The sequence below is a fragment of the Alteromonas sp. AO-Serp genome (assembly GCF_017849675.1).
GTDB lineage: Bacteria > Pseudomonadota > Gammaproteobacteria > Enterobacterales > Alteromonadaceae > Alteromonas > Alteromonas macleodii.
Genome location: NZ_JAFLMX010000068.1, coordinates 19959 through 40137 on the forward strand (window position 1 = coordinate 19959; position 20179 = coordinate 40137).

A 20179-nucleotide genomic window follows, 5' to 3' on the forward strand; every position below is an offset into this window, starting at 1 on the left:
TAAACGTCCGATCTTTTGTGTCTAGGCACAGTAGAAGTTTCACAAAGACCTCTCCGTTTATTAACCCTGACTTCTTATTGCTTCGCGAGTCATAAAGCGGCTTGTGTTTACAGCATTAAGCAGATCGTTGCTTAAAGGTAGCGGCTCCTTACATAGACTGCTCACCAAGACCTCTGCCATTAAAGGCGCTGTGGTTAACCCTCGCGACCCTAAGCAAGTAAGGGTGGAAACTACGCTGCTTGGTAACACTGGCGCGCTAGTCAACGGTTTGCCCACGCCTAGCATAGTGTAGTGTTCTTTTAATGAGTCAAAATTATGTAGTGCACCGACAACAGGTTGGTGGTCGGGTGAACCTAAACGCGTAGCCGCTCTGGCTTTACCGTCATGTTGTAATGCTTGCACGATGTCGGTGTTTGCCAGCGCCTGTTCGTGTGTGGCGAGGTTCATTTCAGTTTCGTCACTTCTCACATCGGTACTTAAGTCGTTTTTAACGTAGGTCGAACCTAACGCGTGCCGACCTTCGAATACAGGTGTCATATAGCCTTTGTGACACAACACAGTGTTAAGCTGTTCAATTGGCATTTGGGTGGGAATAGCTTCAACCTGGCCGCGAACAGGGCGAAGGGACAGGCTGTCAAAATCGCTAGCGTTTACCGCACCTGCTCCAAGGGCAAGGATAAGGTGATCGGCAGTAATAACTTCTTCATTCTCAACGCTATCTAAATTAAAACGAATTTGCACCTGCTGCTTTGTTGTCTCAACTGCTTCATGAGATACATAAGTATGATTGGGTTTCAGCGTGAGTTTGCCACTTTGAAGTGCTTCTTCAATCATGGCAGTAACTAGCTGCGGAGGAGAAAGCCAACCACCGAGGCCAATGTATAAGCCAGAGTAGGGAAGAGCTAGGTTAGCGATATCGCTCACTTCTTTGCTGTTCACCGGCTTAATCAAAGCTTCAGGCCATACGTCGGCTGCTGCCAGTTTATTTTGACGTTCTGCTACCTTGTCGTTAAAGCTTAGTTGAATAACGCCACAGAAATCGTGGGCAACGTCGGCTAGGCCACAGACTTTTGCATGTTCAACAGTATGGTCGTAGGCTTGTCTAGCATACAAAAAACTGTGCGCCTGAATGCGGCTGGCAATACTTGCTTCGCTATGGAGCTGCGGATAAAAGCCGCCTTGCGGGTTGCCAGAAGCGCCGCTTGCAAGGGTGTCACCATCAAAATACAAAGTAGTGCAAATGCCGCGTTTTACTAAAGCCAGGCATGCCGTAGCTGCTGCAAGGCCGGAGCCTACTACTGCGACTTTGCTTGTTTTATCTAAACTGCCGTTAACGTACCTGTAATAGGGGCCAGCAGGCAGGCGAAGTTTATGCTGCACATTCTCATGGTCTTGGTCAAAAACGCCGGTCAACATGTCGCGCTTACGGCCAAAACCGTTGCGTTTTTTAATGGTAAAACCCACACCAGCTAGCCCACGTTTTACGATGCCTGCGGCGGTAAAGGTTCCAAATGTTGTACCTGTTTTTGACAAGCGAGCCATTTGGCTAAACAGAGCATCGGTCCACATATCAGGGTTTTTGCTTGGTGCAAAACCATCTAAAAACCAGGCATCGATGAGGCCATTTACAGGGGAATGCCACTGAGGTAGAAGTTCGTGAACATCACCAATCCACAAGTCGAGTGTGGTTGAATGGTTATCAAAATGAAGGCGATGACAACCTTCTAGGCCCATGGGGTAAAGTGAGGCGAGTGCTTGCGCTTCGTCTTTAAGAGCAGGAAAAGCTTCTAGCGCACGCTGCATATCCTGTTGAGGCAGTGGAAACTTTTCCGTGGTAATAAAATACAGGCGCTTTAACGGATGATCAGGGTTCGCTGCTCTAAATTCGTTAAAGGCACGCATGGCGACCAAAAAGTTCAGCCCAGTTCCAAAACCTGTTTCGGCGATGACAAAAGTAGGGTTGCGCCACTGTTGCCAGCGCTCAGCAAGGTCGTTGCCTGCAACAAAAACGTGTTGGGTTTCATCAATTCCGCTGTCGTTAGAAAAATAAACGTCGTCAAAATGGTCGGCGACAGGCGTACCGCTCTCATTAAAATGAACCTGTGCATGCTTAGATTTCACTGTTTATTTTTCTCCGTTTATGTCGTTTCTGTGTTGGCACTTTGAATTGGTAGCAGTTTTCACTACTTCAATAGCTTGCCCATCCGATGCTTGTTTTGAAACGTCAGAGCTAGCCTGCCTTTTAGATAAACAAGACACTTCTGCGAGTGTTGAAAAGTGCGGGATTACTTTACTGGTCACGAGCTGTGCGCCAAGCATACCGCCAATGGTGCTCCAAGAACCATTAACGTTAATTAACCCGCGGTGATCCATTGTAGGCACTTCAGCATCTGTTTTTAATATAACCCAGGTTTCTTCCGCAATATCAAAGATCCAGATGGCGTCATCTGCAGTTGAAGGCTCGCCGTTATAGCCAATGCCATTGTAGTTGTACGGATTAGTCGAGCCGCCAACAAAATAGATTTTACTGGTGTCCTTATCGCCCGCTGCCGCCATGCGATAGCGTGCAGTACCCGTTGGATGGTCAAGCGTACGCCAATCAATTTTGAATGGATTTTCCTTGTCAATTTCACCTTTAAAGCAGGCTGTTTCTGGCGCGAAGCTGCGGCGTTTATCGCTGTGAGGTGTTACTGATACGCCGTCACAAATTACCATAGTGCTGTTAACGATGCCGCCAGCTTGCCCGAATACCGGATTGCCAAGAAAAGGGCTCGCCTGTTGCCATTGGCCGGTTTGCGTATCGTAAACCTGCACAAGATTTACGTTGCCATCGTTGTGCCAGCCAGAAACTAAGTACACGTAACGGTCTTGGTAGACTAAAGCAGTTGCATCATCAACAGGGACGGGCATAGGCGTTAATAGCGTATATTCCCCAGTTACAGGAGCGTATTTATATACATCTGGCGTACTAATTTCATTGTGATCTTCATCAACCGTGTAACCGCCAAAAATATAAACGCTGTCATTAACGCCCACTGCTACGGAAGCCAAACGACCTTTTAGTGCAAGGCTGGATGGAACTGGGGGAAGGTCTTGCCACTGCAAAGGTTTATCTTTGCTATCAATAGGAAGCTGCCAAGCACGGTTGTGCACGTCTTTATGGGTTTTGCCTTTGCCCAGTCCCATAAAACTAAATACATATTGTGTGTCGTCTATGGTTACAGAAGCTACGGCATTGTTTGAAACTGGCTCTGGTAGCGCGGGGAGGGCGATAGGCGTAGCTGTTGCTGAGACAGTCGCTGCAGAAGCAATGATAAAGGCAGCCACCATGAAAGAAAGTCGGGGTGCCGCACTTTGGAATATACGTAGAGCAAGAGGTCTTAGCTTTTTTAATAACACAGCAATCTTCAGGTTTATCTAAATTTCGAACGTTTGGCCGCGTATTCTACCTGTCACCTTTTTGTTTTTCCGCAAAAGTTTGTGCCTGCTTAAAACTCTTCTTTTCATATTGCTTCTGCAAATAACAATCTATCAGTAAAAACAATACGTTTATTTAATTGTTGTTGTAAATATTTTGTTAAATTTAGCGCTAAGTCTATTGAAGATAGTTCAGGGAGAAGGTATGGCGGGCGTGTTTCACCAATGTGGTCAAAGCATTTGCAAACGCACTAGAGACGAAATGGATGATCGTGCACGTATCATAGCACGTGCACTTGCTGAGCAAGGTGTGTGCGATAACGATGTGGTAGCTATTTTTATGCGAAACCATGTCGATATATTTGAAATAGTTGAGGCATGCCGATATGTGGGTTCGCGCTATGTTCTGCTTAATTGGCACAGCCCTGTTGCCGAACTTCTGCCTATTTTAGACGACTGCAGCGCTAAAGTGCTGTTCGCTCATCGCGATTTATTAAAGGGGGAGAATGACCGCCAAACCTTATTACAAGTTTCCACCTTGTCAGTGATATACACGATTAAAACGCCGGAAAGCATTTTAGAGCGCTATCATTTAACAGATAATTCACTGTTAGCATCAGAGGCGAAAACTGGGGAACAGTACCAGTGTCTTGATACGCTATTAGCTGCCCCAAACGCAACGCGCCACGATGAACCGCCAAAACGCTTTAAGGGCATGTTTCCCTACACATCTGGCAGCACCGGAAAACCCAAAGGTATTAAGCGAGATGAAGACCTAACGCGGCCAGACCCTTATTTAATATTTAAAGGGCTGTCTGAAGCGTTAATGCAGCTATCAATAGGTGATCGCTTTTTCGTCTCGGCACCGCTTTATCACAGTGCACCACACGCGCTTACGCTCTGCTGTTTAGCAGCGGGTAATATTGATGTATACATTGAGCCTCAATTCGACCCCGAACGCTTTTTACAAGACATAGAGCGGTTTAAGCTGACTCACGCCTATATTGTTCCCACTATGATGGTGAGGCTACTTAAACTACCCGAGTCGATAAGAAGCAAATACGACACTTCAAGTTTGCGATTTGCCTTATCAACCGGGTCCGCACTGCCAAGCGATGTGAAAGAAGCAATGATTAACTGGTTTGGTCCAATTTTCTATGAATCTTATGGTGCTAGTGAATTAGGCTTTATGACCCTAATTTCATCTCAAGAAGCATTAGATAAGCCAAATTCTGTGGGTAAGCCCATTCCCGGTGCCGCGATTAAAATACTGAGCGACGATAAAGAGGAGTGCGAAGTAGGTGGTGTTGGCGTTATATATGCGCACCTTTCCATGTTCGCGCCATTCAAATATACCAATACTACGGGCACGCAAAGCGACTTACATGTTGGTGAATTCACGACATTAGGCGATATGGGTTATGTGGACGAAGATGGCTACTTATATATTTGCGATAGGAAAAAAGACATGATCATCTCAGGTGGCGCCAATATATTTCCTGCTGAAATAGAAAGCGTCATCATCGAAATGCTTGAGGTTGCAGACTGTGCGGTATTCGGTGTGCCTGATGCTGAGTATGGTGAAAAAGTGGTGGTGGCTGTTCAATGCTCACCCGGCAATGCGCTGTCGATTGATGCGCTACATGGGTATTTAGATGGCAAACTGGCGCGGTTCAAGTGGCCTAAAATGTTGCAAATACTCGATGCCCTGCCTAGAGAAGATACGGGTAAAATATTTAAGAACAAACTTAGAGCTCACTTTTGTCAATAAAAGAAACCGCTAAAGCTATTTTGAAGGTTTTATGAAGGTATAAATTAACGCTGGTCATGACCCTGTGCATTCGTGCTACATTGGAAATATTCTGAACAAGAAAGCTTAGACAAAGACGGCAGAAACGAAAAAGAAGGGAAGTGGGAAACTACCTGTTTATACACACAAGCCCAGAATTGAAACAGGTATTGCAACGCTGAAGTTTGGATAATTTGAGTATGGCAATTGGCAGAGCAGACCACTTTACCATTCAAAATCGTTACCATAAGCCGCAACAACGCAAAGGGTAAACTATGAGAAGAGCAGTTATCACCGGTCTTGGTATCGTATCAAGCATCGGCGTAAATAAAGAAGACGTACTTGCTTCACTTAAAGCGGGTAAGTCTGGAATTACATTTTCGGAACAGTTCGCCGAAATGGGCCTTCGCAGCCAAGTTTGGGGCAACATCGACATCGATTTGAAAGACCATATTGACCGTAAAGCTATGCGCTTTATGGGCGATGCGGCAGGCTACGCATACGTGGCGATGCAACAAGCCATTGCAGACTCTGGTTTAGAAGAAAGCGACATTTCAAACGAGCGCACGGGTATTATTGCTGGCTCAGGTGGCGCGTCTTCTGAAAACCAAGTGCTTTCTGCTGATATTCTTCGCGAAAAGGGCGTTAAGCGTGTTGGTCCATATATGGTTCCCCGCTGTATGGCATCTACGGTATCGGCTTGCTTAGCGACACCGTTTAAAATTCGTGGCGTGAACTATTCAATTGCCTCTGCGTGTGCAACTAGTGCCCACTGTATTGGTAATGCGCTAGAGCTTATTCAGCTTGGTAAGCAAGACGTAGTATTCGCCGGTGGCGGTGAAGAATTACATTGGTCACTATCAAGCCAATTCGACGCTATGGGCGCACTAAGCTCTAAATATAACGACAATCCTGCTGTGGCATCACGTACTTATGACGCAGCACGCGACGGCTTTGTAAGTTCAGGCGGCGGCGGTATGGTTGTTGTTGAAGAACTTGAGCACGCGCTTGCACGCGGCGCAAAAATCTACGGCGAAGTAGTAGGTTACGGCGCTACATCAGACGGTTTCGACATGGTTGCGCCGTCGGGTGAAGGCGCAATTCGCTGTATGAAAATGGCAATGCAAAATATCGATGCTCCAATCGATTACTTGAATACCCACGGCACATCTACGCCTGTAGGTGACGTGAAGGAACTTGCGGCGATTCAAGAAGTGTTTGGCCAAGCGGGCGTACCTATTAGTGCAACCAAGTCACTGACAGGTCACGCACTAGGAGCTGCGGGTGTAAACGAAGCTATTTACAGCTTGTTGATGATGGAGCATAACTTTATTGCGCCATCAATTAACATCGACACACTGGACGACGCGGCACAAGGGCTAGATATTGTTACCCAAGCACGTGAAGCAACGTTAAACACTATTATGTCTAACAGCTTTGGCTTCGGCGGCACTAACGCAACGCTTGTTATGCAGCGTTATAACGGTTAATTAAAACCGCTTGAACCAGTAAGCTTTTTAGCTTCAGTTAAGAGTTTCAAAAAAGACAAAAGGGCGTAAACCTGAGCACCGTGGGTGCTTGTGTTTACGCCCTTTTTTGTTGCTGTTTTTTTGATTAAACCTGCGGTTTTAGAAGAGGCCGCATAAGTGATTGTAATTTGAGGCTTTCTACGTATTGCAGTCATTGACACATTTGTGATCACGCGGTGACAAAGAGTGAATTGTGGTCTAATTGTTTTAGCATGTTTGTTTTAGCCAACTTTACTTGTGGGGAAAAGCAGATTTTGGGATAGTTTGAAAAAAGCAATTTGATGGAATCAGAATGGAGACTTCTCACAAGGAATTAATAAACCTCATCGATCTGTGTCGTTTGGACGAACACTTTAAATCATCAGTAAGTCCAATGTTTGCGTGGCGGGATTGGCTTATAAGAGAAGGTTTCTCAAAACATACTATAAAACTAATGGATATTCTCCAAGAGGATTACTCTGAAGTTTTTGAAAGGAGTTGGGGGACACCTAATAGCCATAAATCAGTATCGCCTTTCGACCTTGCAAAGTGGTTGTGTACCAAAGCTAACAATGTCGGAGCAAAGGTCTCACTTCAATTATTTCTCGATTTTATAGAAAAACCCATAGTGCCTCTATACGTTATATCGTTAGTCGAGGGAGTAATGCCCAGTGAAACATACTATTTTGATAAGAGAACGTACTTATGTACATTTGAAGGGTTACCTGAAGGCGTACGTGAAAGGATGAACCTATGTTGGCGCGGTGAGTCGAGGGATTTTCATGGTGAGGTACCTGCTTACATTGTGACGAGAGTCGAGTGCAATGTTTTAAATTTTAGCAGTTACGAAGGCACTGAGAGTGTTACACAAGATCAGCTTTTTGAGATAAGTCAGAGTCATCTTTTAAAGTCTTTTTTTCTGTCACTTTTTACAAGAAAGGTGGCGGCTTGTATAAAGAAGGAGTGGTGCGTGTTTGAAGAATCGACCCCCTGCTCAGGTTTTATAGATAGCAATGAAACAACATTTTTGCAGGTTGAAAGACCATTTTACTCAGAAACACTCCAATTGATTGATAAGAACTGTTTGCAGATATTGCTTGAAAAGTTTGAGAGGCTGCCAGAAGCGACTCAGGGCTCAATAGAACTAGCAATTAAACGCAAAACATCAGCTATGAATGTTAACGATACCGTTGATGCTGCTATAGACTTAGGAATGTGCGCAGAGTCTATCTTGACCAAAAGTGAGAGCTCAGAACAACTTTCCCTTCAAGTGCGCCTTTTAGGCTCAAGATTATCTTCAGATGTCTATGAAGAAAGGGTACAGAATTATAATCAACTCAAAGCATTTTACAGTATCCGTTCTGATGCGGTACATAATGCCAAAATTAAAGACGAGTACAAGGTGAGGGACATAGGTAAAATTGAGCCAAAACGAATTCTAAATGAGACTTCAAAAATACTCTCACTCTGTATTTTGGAAATTATTGAGCTTGGTGGGATAAGTGATCTCGATAAAGAGTTAATTTTACTTCGATAATTATGATTACCAACAGACTCTATAGATTACTACTAGCGATTTTTTTTACCGTCTTTTCCTTGTCTTGAGCAGACCTCAAAGATGCAGTCGAATGTAGGTCCTCAACATATCCCATCAGGTGCAAATCCATATACGATTTAGTAAAACCGTAAGCTCACGTTGGTAGTAGTGGACATCTGTTGTGTCATTACTAGGTTTTCAGAAAATGTTCAGAAGACGTTTCGCTACGTAATTCTCGTATTAGTTAAAGGCTTTCGGCTAATGTTTGGATAGCTTCAATAACAATTTCAGGCTGCATTTTGTGAATGGAATGCTGACGCGCCCCTGAAAAAATAATTGTGCTATTGGTAGAGCGCGTGGCAATGTTTTCTTGCAAGGTCGCCCATACCAGGTCTCTAGCTTTCGTGTTATCTATTTCAGAAGACGCTTTATTTCGCGCAATAACCACCAAGGGCATATCGCCATAGTTAGGCGTTAACTCATTTAATTCGCTAAGGCTTCTTGGAAAGTATTCGGCTTCATCTAAGCTGGTATATTGATGTTTGGTTGTACTTTTTTTAGCTTTTTCTTCTGGGTTAATGTTGGAAAGGTACAACCTGGGAATACCGACAGGGGCTGCCCACATTCCAAATTTGAAAAGGTATTTTTGAAGATAATTCGTTTGAGGCATCTCCTCTATCTGATCTTCATGGGCAGAGTCTACCAACACCAAAGCGGCTATATATTCAGGATAGGTAAGGGCATAGCGCTGCATGTTAACCCCACCAAATGAATGGCCTACAAGGATAATTGGTCCAGTAATATCTTTGTCTTTTAGAACCGAGTGAAGTTCAGCGACAATGACTTTACTGTCTCTATCGTGCGGGCTTTCCTCACTCCACCCAAGTCCAGCTCTGTCATAGGTAATAACCCGAGAAAACTGTGAGACTTCCTCTGCTACTTTGTTCCAGACTGATGAGTCATCACCCATACCAGCATCAAAAATTACGGTAACTTTTCCTGTTCCAATGTCCTCGACATACAGGCTATAGTCACCGATATCTATCATTTCTCCACGCTTGTCAAAAGAGGTGGAATCGACATAGCTTGAATATGACTGATATAGAAAACCGACTAATAAAAGCAAAACTATGCTGGCAGATAAAATTTTCAACGCGAACTTTCCTTTTCTTTGCGTTTCCACGACTTTATTAATATTCCACAAGTTCTTTAGCAATTCAGCTAGTTATTTCGGTTAAATAAACTGGTAACGACTAAACAAGGTATCTGGCTCGGGAATAGTGATTTTCCCGTAATGCCGTTTTACCAAACCTTCTTGTTGAAGTTCACCTAATAACTGATTCACCGTTTGCCTACTGCTATTTATCATTTGCGCTAAAGACTCTTGCGAAAGGGTTAGCGTAATCGCGTTGTGTTTGGGCAAATGCTGACCGTAACTGGTGGTAAGCATTAAAAGCCGTTTTACCAGCTGGTGCTTAAGGCTAAGCCCTGCGCTTGAGTCAATAAACTGAAAAGCGCTGCGCACTCGTGTGCATAAAAGGCGGGTGAAATGCGGGTAAAGTTCAGGGAACTGTTCAAGCAGTGCTTTAAACGCGTTCTTTTGAATAATCGCCACGGTGCAATTTGTCTCACAGAAGTTGTCGTGAGTACGAGGGAGGTCGTCAAACATCGATATCTCACCAAACCAGGTGCCGGGGCCCAGTAGCGCAAATAGCATTTCGCGACCATCCACGCCCACAGTGACAACTCTTAAACGGCCTTCGCATACGCCATAAAAACCGACACCGTCTTCACCTTTGGCATGCAGTTGCTGCCCAGCTTTTAAGTGTTTTAGACGCATCTTGTCGAACATGGCTTCCTGCAAATAGGGTGGAAGAGCGCCGAACCATGTAGAGCTAGCGAGTACCGGTTTAAATTTTTCCATTTAACAAATTTCTTACAATGTCGTATATCCGACAGTGTATAGCAATTACTGCGCGTAATGTAGGTGGTAAGAGAAAGTAAGTGGAAGTTTAATTGAAACGTTCAAGGTATCGAGCCTTCCACCTAGGGCCCTCCCGCCTCAAATGAAATTAATTTATACATTAAAAGAGTAAAGCTATGACAGATTCAGTAAAGTCGAAAGTTAGCAGTGAAGAATGGCAAACCCGTGTTGATCTAGCCGCATGCTACCGCGCAGTTGCTATGTATGGTTGGGACGACCTTATTTTCACCCATATTTCTGCCCGTGTTCCTGGGCCTGATCATCATTTCTTGATCAATCCTTACGGTTTAATGTTTGATGAAGTTACTGCATCAAGCTTGGTTAAAGTTGATCTTCACGGTAACAAGGTAATGGAAAGTGAGTACGACATTAACCCAGCAGGCTTTACCATTCATAGCGCCGTTCATGAGGCTAGAGACGATGCAAAGTGCGTGTTGCATTTGCATACAGCAGAAGGTGTGGCGGTATCCATTTTAGAAGAAGGGCTGCAGCCTTACTCGCAACAATCGCTTTTTCCGCTGGCGTCGCTTTCCTATCATGCCTACGAAGGCGTGGCGCTAAACCCAGAAGAAAAAGTGCGATTGGTTCGCGACCTTGGCGATACCCAATTTATGATTTTGCGCAATCACGGGCTTTTAACCTGTGCAGACAATATTCCCGATGCATTCTTGTTTATGTTTATTATGCAGCGCGCCTGTGAAATTCAGTTAAAAGCGCAGGCCACAGGCAAACCGCTTATTCCAATTCACTCGGCAATTCTAGATGGCATTCGTACACAGGCCGATCAAGTCACCCGGCAGGCGGGTGGTTCGTTAGCATGGCCGGGTATTAAACGACGCGTTGAACGCCGTTTCCCTGGATACGATAAGTAACTATTTAAAGTTAACGTTATCAAACACCACGATCGCGAAGGATGAGGTGGACAAAAAACGCGAGCTTAAGCGTTCCCGTTTTAAAAGATTGTATGAACTTCCGCCGTCTCTTTAATGCTGTGGCCAAACGTGCATCAAAATGACGTAAATTAAACGAATCACAGATAAGATAAATCAAGGGCGCTGGGTTACTAAAAGCCTAAGTTAAGGTACACTTAGCGCCATGAAAATACTTCTTGAAGATACCATTCCGTTTGGCACCGATTATCTTAATAGCGTAGGTGAGATTGAAACCTATGCGTGGCAATCTCTTGTGCCTGAAATGCTGCGCGATGTAGATATTCTTGCGCTACGTTCTACCACCAAGGTTACCCCTGAACTGCTGACCAGCGCTAGCAAGCTCAAGTTTGTTACTACGGCAACGGCGGGGACCAATCATCTAGATAAAACGCATTTAGATAGCGTGGGTATTATGCATAGCAGTGCAGCAGGCTGTAATGCCGTAGCGGTTGCCGAGTACGTGTTAAGTACTTTGCTGCACGCGCAAAAAGCCCAAAAGCTCGATTTATATAATGCGACAGTGGGAATAGTAGGTGCTGGTAATGTGGGAACTGCATTATCAAGAATTTTAATGGCAATTGGCGTTAAACACTGTCTGTATGACCCACCGCTACAGCAAGCGCTAGCAAAATCTGGTAAGAAGGAGCATAACGGTCAGTCATTTGTAGACTTAGCGCAAATAGCAAAGTGCGATGTTATCTCGCTTCACGTGCCTTTTATTAAAGGCGGAGAATATCCTACATATCAGATGATAGACGAAGCGTTTCTGGAAGGATTAACATCAAACCAGCTGCTTATAAATGCATGCCGGGGTGAGGTTATTGATGAAGTGGCACTACTTAGCGTACTTCAAGGGGAAAAAGCGCCAACGGTGGTACTCGACGTATTCGACAATGAGCCTGCCATAAATACAGCATTATTTGACTATGTTTGGTTCGTTACACCACATATCGCGGGGCACTCTGTAGAAGGCAAAGTGCGCGGTACGCAAATGATTTACGAGCAAATTTGTGACGTAGTGGGCAAAGCCCCAGACAAAGTGCTTAGCGACTTTTTAGAGCAAACTAACCCGATCAAAGCTGCGTTAAATTCGCCAGAGGCAACGCGGTTGTCTGTTGATGATCTCATTGCCGTATTCCACAATGTGTATGATGTAGCTATTGACGATGAGATAACGCGAAACGCGTTTGCGTCAGGCCATAATGAAACGCCAGAGACACACATAGCAAATACGTTCTCTACATTGCGCAAGCAATACAGAGTGCGTCGCGAGTGCAGCGCCTATGCGTTACACTTGCCAAAAAACACCAGTAAGCAAATCCAAGACACATTCACCAAACTGGGCTTTCACGTAAGTCTGGTTTAGTTATTTTAATATTAGGAGCATAAAGCATTATGTCGCAAGCGTTTGACGTAGCGGTACTTGGCGCCACAGGTTTAGTGGGCCAAACCATGATTGAACTATTAGAAGAGCGAGACTTTCCGGTAAACCGTTTGTATCCGCTTGCCAGTAAACGTTCAGCAGGTAGTACCGTGTCGTTTAAAGGCGAAGACATTGAAGTATTAGATGCTGATGATTTCGACTGGTCATTAGTGCAATTTGGCTTTTTCTCAGCCGGTGGCAGCATTTCTGCAAAATTTGCGCCGTTAGCGGCAGAGGAAGGCTGCATTGTAATCGACAATACTTCAGAGTTTCGTTACGAGCCAGATATCCCACTTGTGGTGCCAGAAGTTAACGCCCATGCACTGGCAGAGTTTCGCAATAGAAATATTATTGCGAACCCAAATTGCTCAACCATTCAAATGTTGGTTGCACTTAAACCTATTCAAGACGCGGTTGGTATTGACCGTATTAATGTATGCACATACCAGTCAGTTTCTGGTGCAGGTAAAGAAGCCATGGAAGAGCTGGCTAAACAAACCGCAGGTTTGCTAAACGCACGTGAAGTAAAGCCAGAGTCGTTTAGTCGTCAAATTGCCTTTAACGTTATCCCTCAAATCGACGTATTCCAAGACAACGACTACACCAAAGAAGAAATGAAAATGCTGTGGGAAACCCAAAAAATTATGGGCGATCAGAGTATTTTGGTAAATGCGACGGCTGTGCGTGTACCGGTTTTCTACGGGCATGCTGAAGCTATTCACCTTGAAACGCGTTCGCCAATAGATGCGCAGCATGTTAAAGAGCTTTTAGCCGATGCGCCAGGCGTAACAGTTTACGACGGCAATGAGCAATTCCCAACGCAAGTAAGCAGTGCTAGCGGCAACGACATTGTGCATGTAGGGCGTATCAGGAATGATATTACTCACCCTTGTGGTTTAAATTTGTGGGTGGTGTCAGACAACATTCGCAAAGGTGCAGCGACAAACAGCATTCAAATTGCTGAGACACTTATTCGCGACTACTTATAAGTATTCTACAGAGACACAGCCTCTGATTAATCGGATAAGCACAGGAAAAGGTAAACATTTTTCTGTGCTTGCCGATACGCAATGAAAGGGGCATTACCTGTTGCAATGAAGCGGCACTATTCAACGGGATAGAAAGACAGCACTCTAAGCTACTGAATGACGGTTTTTAGCGAAAATTTGAGCATTAGAGCGCTTCAATACTACTGTCTAACTAGATCACCCTTAATAACTGGTTTATAGTTTGTAAAGTTAGGAATAGAACAACGTTAAAAACAATACTCAGTCAGATACTTAGGCGAAGGGTAAGAACTCTATAAAGCGCAAATAAATCTTACTGCTAAGTTCAAAAAGACTGTAAAACGCTGGCTTGATTATTAATGGTTTCAAGGTGGCTTAAGAATAAAAATAAAAGCCAATATTTTCTTCCGTACTGATTGGCTAGAAAATCCGCCCATACGTCTCGGGTGGTAAAGACGCTTGAGGGCATATAGGACTGCTATGAAATTGCATTTGACGGGCTTACTTTTACTAACACTTTGTTTGTCTGGCCCTATTATCACTGTTGATGCACAAGAACGCGCTACCTTCTTAAAAGGTCCCAAAGACGCAACTGATCAGTATTCAGGCCTGGAATATGGGCCCATCGACACCAACGATACCTTATGGCGTATTGCTGAGCGCTATCGCCAAAACAATAACCTGAGCGTATATCAGGTTATGACCGCCATTTACGAGCTCAATCCAAACGCATTTGAAAACGGCAATTTAAATTTATTAGTTGATGGTGCGGTATTAAAGCTACCATCAGAGCGCTATATTGCCAGAATTGATAAGCAAAAAGCCCAAATGCGCGCTGAGCAGGATGATAGAGCATTTGCTGAATTGCTTAATAAGCCCGGCAGTAGCGTAAGAAATATCAAGCCTGCATCGCCTTTAGTCAATCAACAAGACTTAACTCAAACCCAAACTGATATTGAGCAGAAAATCACTCGCTTGGATCAGGAGCAAACCCGACAATTTGACGAACTGCGTATGCAGTTTGCAGCCTCACTGGAAAATGTTGAAGCGATTCTTAACGAAAACAGACGTTTGTACGAGCGTGTTGAGGCTGTTAATGGCGAGCTAGAAACCTTGCGTGGACAAGTGGAAGGTGATGTTAAGAGCCAGCTTGATATGCAAGTGGCGCTTCAGCAAGAATTGCTCGACATGATCAAGGCCGAGCAAGCGCAGCGCGAAGCAGAAAAGCAGTCTTCTTTTTTAAGCGCACTTACCAGCCCACTGAGTCTAATTATAGGCTCTGCAATTCTGTCACTATTGTTAGTAGGTGGCCTTATCCTGTGGCTGCTAAAACGTAATAGTAAGCCTGACGAAGCGCCTGCGGCTGGACCTACGATTACAGCCGATAACGATGAAGTGCCGGTACCTGATTCTGACATTGGCGATCTTTCAAGTGCACTGGCCCCTGACTTTGATGATAAAGCAGAGTTGTCAGATGATGACTTGTTCAATGACGACGACCTACTTGATGACGTACTTACATCAGATTTAGAAGAAAGCCTAGATGACGAACTAGAAACCTTCGCCGACCTTGAAGACGACATGTTGGTGCCAGACGATGGTAGTGATGACTTGTTTGAAGCTGGTGATGATGAGCTTGATCAAAGTGAACTAGATAGCCTGTTCGATGACGATGACCTGTCAGATAAAGTATTAAACGAAAACGACACTGACGACCTTGAAGGCTTCGACCTGTCAGGGGATGACGACATCTTTGATGAAGATTCTGCCGATGAAAGCGAGCCAGAGACGGAAGTTGCTGACGAGGCTGCATCGACAGATGACGATGATTTTGACATTGATGACTTGCTTGATGATGTGCAAAGCCAAGACGCGGCAGAACTTGAGAGTGATGAGCTAGATGAGTCGGGCGACATAGACCCTGACGACATACTGGCTGAGGTCAACGGTACCGCTGAATCTGACAATGTTGATGAAGACGATATCGACGCGTTGCTTGCCAGCTCGGTTGATGATTTATCTGACGCTGACGAAGAAACAGAAAGTGTTTCACCTTTGCCAACCGTAGAAGATGAGGACGATAAGCCTGAAATCAGTATTGACGATTTGCTAGAAGAGCACGGCGTTGATGCAGGTCTTACTGATGAGCTAGACAGCAATGATGACCTTATCAATGAGGATATGTTGAGCAAGCTCGACGACGAGATTAATCAGCAAAATAAAGAAATTGATAAAATCACCGACGATTTGTTAAATGAAATTGAGCAAATCGAAATGATGGGTGGCCTAGGTGAAGAAGATGACGAAGACGAGGATGATCTTGAGGAAGAAATAACAACTTCTTCGCCGTCGCCGCAGTCTATTCAGAGTCTTGATGCCATTACCGACGATTTAGACGAAATAGTCACCGACGAAATCGAAACTAACGCGGACTTCAGTGACCCTCTTTCCGATGAGCTTATTGCTGAGCTACAGGCGGAAGATGAGCTTGCTGAAGAGCCTTCAGCGGATCAAATGCCCTCAGCGGATCAAGAGCCTTCAGCGGATCAACTGCCCTCAGCTGATGAAGAGCTCGATGAAAGCGCTTCTAGCGATTTACCTACTCAATCCGATGAGGAAGGTGATTTTGACGATCCGTTTACTGATGAACTACTTGCAGAGCTTGAAGCAGAGTTGGATGGCGAGCCTGAAGTTAGTCCTGAAGCTCACGATGAAGACGTAGACCTTGAAACGCCTGAAAGTGATGAAGAAGGTGCTAGCGAAGATGATTTTAGCGACCCGCTAACTGATGAGTTACTTGCTGAACTAGAAGCTGAAGAATCTAAAAGCAGTGAAGATGTAGATTTGCTGACAGACGAGCTACTTTCTGAGCTTGAGTCTGAAATAGAACCTGATGATGAAACAGATTCAGAGTTCGAACCTGAAGCTTTGAGCGAGTCAGAAGCAGAAGCTGAGCGAGAAGCTGACTTTGAAGATGAAGTAGAACTTGAGACGGAAGCCGAAGGTGAACCGCAGTCAGAACTAGAATCAGAGCTTGGCACTGAAGTAGAAGCAGAGCAAGATGCTGAGATTGAGCCTGAACTAGAAGCGGAACTTGAGTCTGAGCCGGAGCCGGAATCAGAGCTAGAATTTGAAGCTGATTCTGAATCTGAATTCGAACAGGATTTCGATTCTGAAACAGAACTAGACCAAGAAGCAGAAGAAAAAGCTGAGCCTGAAGCCGCCTCGGAAGATGCAGTAGAGTTAGAGACGGAAGCCCAGGGTAAAACGGAGTCAGAACTAGATTCAGAGCCGGAGTTTGGCACTGAGGTAGAAGCAGAACAAGACGCTGATATTGAGCCTGAACTAGAAACAGAACTTGAGTCTGAACCAGCGACGGAGTCAGAGCTTGAATTTGAAGCTGAGCCTGAGCTTGAATCTGAATTAGAACAGGATATCGATTCTGAAACAGAACAAGACCAAGAACCAGAAGAAAAAGTTGAACCTGAAACTGAAGCTGAACCTGAAGCCGACTTGGAAGATGAAGTAGAGCTAGAGGCGGAAGCCGAAGGTGAACCAGAGTCAGAACTAGATTCAGAGCCAGAGTTTGGCACTGAAATAGAAGCAGAACAAGACGCTGAGATTGAGCCTGAACTAGAAACGGAACTTGAATCTGAATTAGAGCAGGATATCGATTCTGAAACAGAACAAGACCAGGAACCAGAAGAAAAAGTTGAACCTGAAACTGAAGCCGACTTGGAAGATGAAGTAGAGCTAGAGGCGGAAGCCGAAGGTGAACCAGAGTCAGAACTAGATTCAGAGCTAGAGTTTGGCACTGAAGTAGATGCAGAACAAGACACTGAGATTGAGCCTGAATTAGAGGCGGAACTTGAATCTGAGCCAGAGCCAGAATCAGAGCTAGAATTCGAAGCTGAGCCTGAAGCCGACTCGGAAGATGAAGTAGAGCTAGAAACGGAAGCCGAGGCAGGACTACAGCCAGAAACAGGCGTAGAGCCAGAGCTCGACGCTGTCGATGAAGACGCTGAAGAAAAGGCAGGGCAAACGTCAGACGATCCACTAGATGACGCTATTGAAGCGTTTGAAAGACAGATGATGGATGATATTCCTTCGTTCAGTCAGATGGATACGGAAGAGCCCTCAGCGCAGGAAAAGCCTTTAGCGGGAGAAGAGCCATCAGCGCAGGAAAAGCCCTCAGCGCCAACAGAGCCAGCGGAAGATGCTTCAGCAGAAGACAGTAATGAATACGACGACAGCCTGTTAAACGCTGCGTATGACGAAGTAGAAAGCTTTGAATTAGAGCAAGAAATTGACGGTGTAGTAGACGGTGAAGATGAAGTTGACGAAATATCATCAGAATCTAGTGCTGCTGAAGAATCGAGTTCACCTGAAGAAACTGATTTAAACCAAAGCGATTCAGATAAGAACAGCGAAGAAGACTTTAACGAACTTGACGATGTTCCTGGCCTTGATGATTGGCTGTCTGCTTCCGATGACGACGATCATGTAGACGACAACGAGATTCTTGACGATCTTGACAGTGCGGAATTCGATGAGCTTCTTCAAAGTCTTGAGTCAGACGCTATTGTTGATACAAGTGATGTCGACACCAGTGAAATTGAAAGTGATGACGACGGTCAGGATCCAGAAGCATCTTCAGCAGAGAGTGAAGATACTTTCGAACTTGAGCAGGAAGATGATGAAGCCACATTCGAGTTAGAAGGGAGTGACGACAACCTTGGATTCGACGAAAGCGATGATACGTTTGAACTAGACGAAGAAGATGAAACCTTTGAGCTAGACGAAGATGGTGCTTTTGAGTCTGAGCAAGAAGACGACGAAGATACTTTCGCCCTTGAAGAAGATGATTCGGAACTTGCATTAGACGACCTTGAAATTCCAGATGATGTGGAATTGGATATTGCCACGCCAACTGAAATTGAAGAGGACGAACAAGAGGCTCAATCCGTTGAGACTGAAAAGGCTCAAGAGGATGATCTTAAACTCGATAACCCTGATTTAGATCTTGCCGCCTTACTTAGTGATGTCGACAGTGAAAGTGACGCGCAAACGCCACCAGAAGACTTCCTTGATGTAGAGGCTTTAATGGACGATGGCGATGATGCAGACGCTATTGACCCGGATAGCCAAGCGCTAGATCTTGATGTAAGTTTATCTGACTTCACAGGTGTATCTGATGAAGATACGGTGATTGATATAGATAAAGACGCAGGGCAGAACGCTAACCTGGACTTAGCTCGCGCTTATATTGAAATGGACGATGTGGACGCTGCAAAAGAGTTGCTTGAAGAAGTAATGAAAGAGGGTAGCGAAGAGCAAAAACAGGAAGCCGCATCGATTTTAGCGAATATTGCTTAAGTAGTTTGCTCTTATGCGCATAACCGCGCTCTCGTTTGAGATTTTGGACGGCCAGTATATTTACAAGATATACAGGCCGTTTTTGTTTTAGGTGATGTACATTTATTTTCTATGACCTAAAAGAATTTTGCGTATTAGCGGCATTGCATGTTGCAAGCGACATGACTACACTTAGCGCCTTTTCAGAAACGGGGTAATACAGATATGGGGCGAATTGCCTTAGGGATTGAATACGACGGTGCTGCTGTATACGGATGGCAACGCCAGCGTGAAGTACCAAGTGTTCAGGAACATCTTGAAAAGGCACTATCGACAGTAGCCAACGAACCCATTGAAGTGCAATGCGCTGGACGTACCGATGCTGGTGTACATGCTACTGGGCAAGTGGTTCACTTTAACTGTGATGCACCACGCTCAGAGCGCGCTTGGACACTCGGCGTAAATGCGAATCTGCCTAACTCTGTTGCTGTTACCTGGGCAAAGAACGTCAGCGATGACTTCCATGCACGTTTTTCTGCTACCCATCGCCGCTATCGTTACGTTATTCATAATGCGAAAATGCGTCCTGCTATTCTCCATTCCGGTGTTACCCATATTCACCGCGAATTAGATGAGAAAAAAATGCATGTTGCCGCACAAGCCTTGCTAGGCGAGCAAGACTTTACCTCGTTCCGCGCAGCGCTTTGCCAAAGTAAAACGCCATTTCGCAACGTTACTGATGTAAGCGTATATCGCCAAGGGCGATACGTTATTATCGATATTCGCGCCAATGCTTTCTTGCATCATATGGTTCGCAATATCACGGGCGCGCTTGTTGAGATTGGGGCAGGGGAGCAAGATGTAAATTGGATAGCTCACTTGTTAAGCCTGAAAGACAGAAGTAAATCTGCAGCTACGGCGAAGCCAAATGGGTTGTACTTGGTTGACGTCACATACCCTGACGAGCACGGTTTGCCTAAACCGCCTTTAGGGCCGCTATTCCTTCCAGAGGCCTAATCTATCTACCTTCGTCTTTAAATTTTTCAATCTGAGTTAGTTGCACATCATCTAGCAGTTAACTCAGGTTGTATTGAAGCATGTATCTTCAAATCATCCCTTGCCAACTTCTAAGACCAGTTTTGTTTTTTCCATTTCGTTGTATTGTGGTCTAATAGCGCGCTATATTAGGTAGCTGTTCTATTGTGTTACGTATTTTTTCTTTGTAAT

At 44.8% G+C, this 20179-nt stretch carries 12 protein-coding genes; 8 read left to right on the plus strand and 4 right to left on the minus strand.

What is annotated here, in order from left to right:
• Positions 1-60: 60 nt before the first annotated feature.
• Together mnmC and QVA83_RS05620 are read right to left on the minus strand one after the other, a co-directional pair.
• Positions 61-2121: a bifunctional tRNA (5-methylaminomethyl-2-thiouridine)(34)-methyltransferase MnmC2/FAD-dependent 5-carboxymethylaminomethyl-2-thiouridine(34) oxidoreductase MnmC1 gene (gene mnmC / locus QVA83_RS05615; protein ID WP_069944563.1), complete on the minus strand. Its 2061-nt coding sequence runs from the start codon at positions 2119-2121 to the stop codon at positions 61-63.
• Positions 2122-2124: 3 nt separating this feature from the next.
• Complete coding sequence (locus QVA83_RS05620; RefSeq protein ID WP_069944562.1) at positions 2125-3399, minus strand: Kelch repeat-containing protein; 1275 nt, start codon at positions 3397-3399, stop codon at positions 2125-2127.
• Between the two features lie 223 nt (positions 3400-3622).
• On the opposite strand from QVA83_RS05620, the gene QVA83_RS05625 reads away from it, so the two are divergent.
• From QVA83_RS05625 to QVA83_RS05635, 3 genes are all read left to right on the plus strand, one after another.
• Entirely contained in the window at positions 3623-5188 is a 1566-nt protein-coding gene (locus tag QVA83_RS05625; RefSeq protein WP_069944561.1) for an AMP-binding protein, read from the plus strand.
• A 293-nt stretch (positions 5189-5481) separates the two neighbouring features.
• The gene (fabB, locus tag QVA83_RS05630; RefSeq protein WP_069944560.1) at positions 5482-6696 is read left to right on the plus strand and encodes a beta-ketoacyl-ACP synthase I; all 1215 of its coding nucleotides are present in this window, start codon (positions 5482-5484) and stop codon (positions 6694-6696) included.
• Positions 6697-7027: 331 nt separating this feature from the next.
• Positions 7028-8251 (plus strand): HEPN domain-containing protein, encoded by a 1224-nt coding sequence (locus QVA83_RS05635; RefSeq protein WP_069944558.1) that lies wholly within the window; start codon positions 7028-7030, stop codon positions 8249-8251.
• A gap of 244 nt (positions 8252-8495) precedes the next feature.
• On the opposite strand, the gene QVA83_RS05640 is transcribed toward QVA83_RS05635, so the two are convergent.
• Both QVA83_RS05640 and QVA83_RS05645 read right to left on the minus strand, forming a co-directional pair.
• Positions 8496-9404 (minus strand): alpha/beta fold hydrolase, encoded by a 909-nt coding sequence (locus QVA83_RS05640; RefSeq protein ID WP_139125431.1) that lies wholly within the window; start codon positions 9402-9404, stop codon positions 8496-8498.
• An 81-nt stretch (positions 9405-9485) separates the two neighbouring features.
• Positions 9486-10175 (minus strand): Crp/Fnr family transcriptional regulator, encoded by a 690-nt coding sequence (locus tag QVA83_RS05645; protein ID WP_014979674.1) that lies wholly within the window; start codon positions 10173-10175, stop codon positions 9486-9488.
• A 176-nt stretch (positions 10176-10351) separates the two neighbouring features.
• Here QVA83_RS05645 and QVA83_RS05650 point away from each other — a divergent pair, with 176 nt between their 5' ends.
• The 5 genes from QVA83_RS05650 to truA all read left to right on the plus strand — a co-directional run bounded on the left by QVA83_RS05650 (position 10352) and on the right by truA (position 19969).
• Positions 10352-11107 carry a class II aldolase/adducin family protein gene (locus QVA83_RS05650; protein WP_039225270.1) on the plus strand — a complete coding sequence of 252 codons (756 nt, stop codon included), beginning with the start codon at positions 10352-10354 and terminating at the stop codon, positions 11105-11107.
• A 223-nt stretch (positions 11108-11330) separates the two neighbouring features.
• Entirely contained in the window at positions 11331-12533 is a 1203-nt protein-coding gene (locus tag QVA83_RS05655) for a 4-phosphoerythronate dehydrogenase (RefSeq protein WP_287498227.1), read from the plus strand.
• A 29-nt stretch (positions 12534-12562) separates the two neighbouring features.
• The gene (locus QVA83_RS05660) at positions 12563-13579 is read left to right on the plus strand and encodes an aspartate-semialdehyde dehydrogenase (RefSeq protein ID WP_014979671.1); all 1017 of its coding nucleotides are present in this window, start codon (positions 12563-12565) and stop codon (positions 13577-13579) included.
• 498 nt (positions 13580-14077) lie between these two features.
• On the plus strand, positions 14078-18973 hold the full coding sequence (locus tag QVA83_RS05665) for a FimV/HubP family polar landmark protein (RefSeq protein ID WP_287498228.1): 4896 nt from the start codon (positions 14078-14080) through the stop codon (positions 18971-18973).
• Positions 18974-19177: 204 nt separating this feature from the next.
• Positions 19178-19969: a tRNA pseudouridine(38-40) synthase TruA gene (gene truA / locus QVA83_RS05670; RefSeq protein WP_014949946.1), complete on the plus strand. Its 792-nt coding sequence runs from the start codon at positions 19178-19180 to the stop codon at positions 19967-19969.
• Positions 19970-20179 lie beyond the last annotated feature (210 nt).

Coding starts and splice junctions, on each gene's coding strand:
- QVA83_RS05655 (WP_287498227.1), top strand. CDS start 11,331: ATGAAAATACTTCTTGAAGATACCATTCCGTTTGGCACCGATTATCTT.
- QVA83_RS05625 (WP_069944561.1), top strand. CDS start 3,623: ATGGCGGGCGTGTTTCACCAATGTGGTCAAAGCATTTGCAAACGCACT.
- truA (WP_014949946.1), top strand. CDS start 19,178: ATGGGGCGAATTGCCTTAGGGATTGAATACGACGGTGCTGCTGTATAC.
- QVA83_RS05650 (WP_039225270.1), top strand. CDS start 10,352: ATGACAGATTCAGTAAAGTCGAAAGTTAGCAGTGAAGAATGGCAAACC.
- QVA83_RS05665 (WP_287498228.1), top strand. CDS start 14,078: ATGAAATTGCATTTGACGGGCTTACTTTTACTAACACTTTGTTTGTCT.
- QVA83_RS05660 (WP_014979671.1), top strand. CDS start 12,563: ATGTCGCAAGCGTTTGACGTAGCGGTACTTGGCGCCACAGGTTTAGTG.
- QVA83_RS05635 (WP_069944558.1), top strand. CDS start 7,028: ATGGAGACTTCTCACAAGGAATTAATAAACCTCATCGATCTGTGTCGT.
- QVA83_RS05645 (WP_014979674.1), bottom strand. CDS start 10,175: ATGGAAAAATTTAAACCGGTACTCGCTAGCTCTACATGGTTCGGCGCT.
- fabB (WP_069944560.1), top strand. CDS start 5,482: ATGAGAAGAGCAGTTATCACCGGTCTTGGTATCGTATCAAGCATCGGC.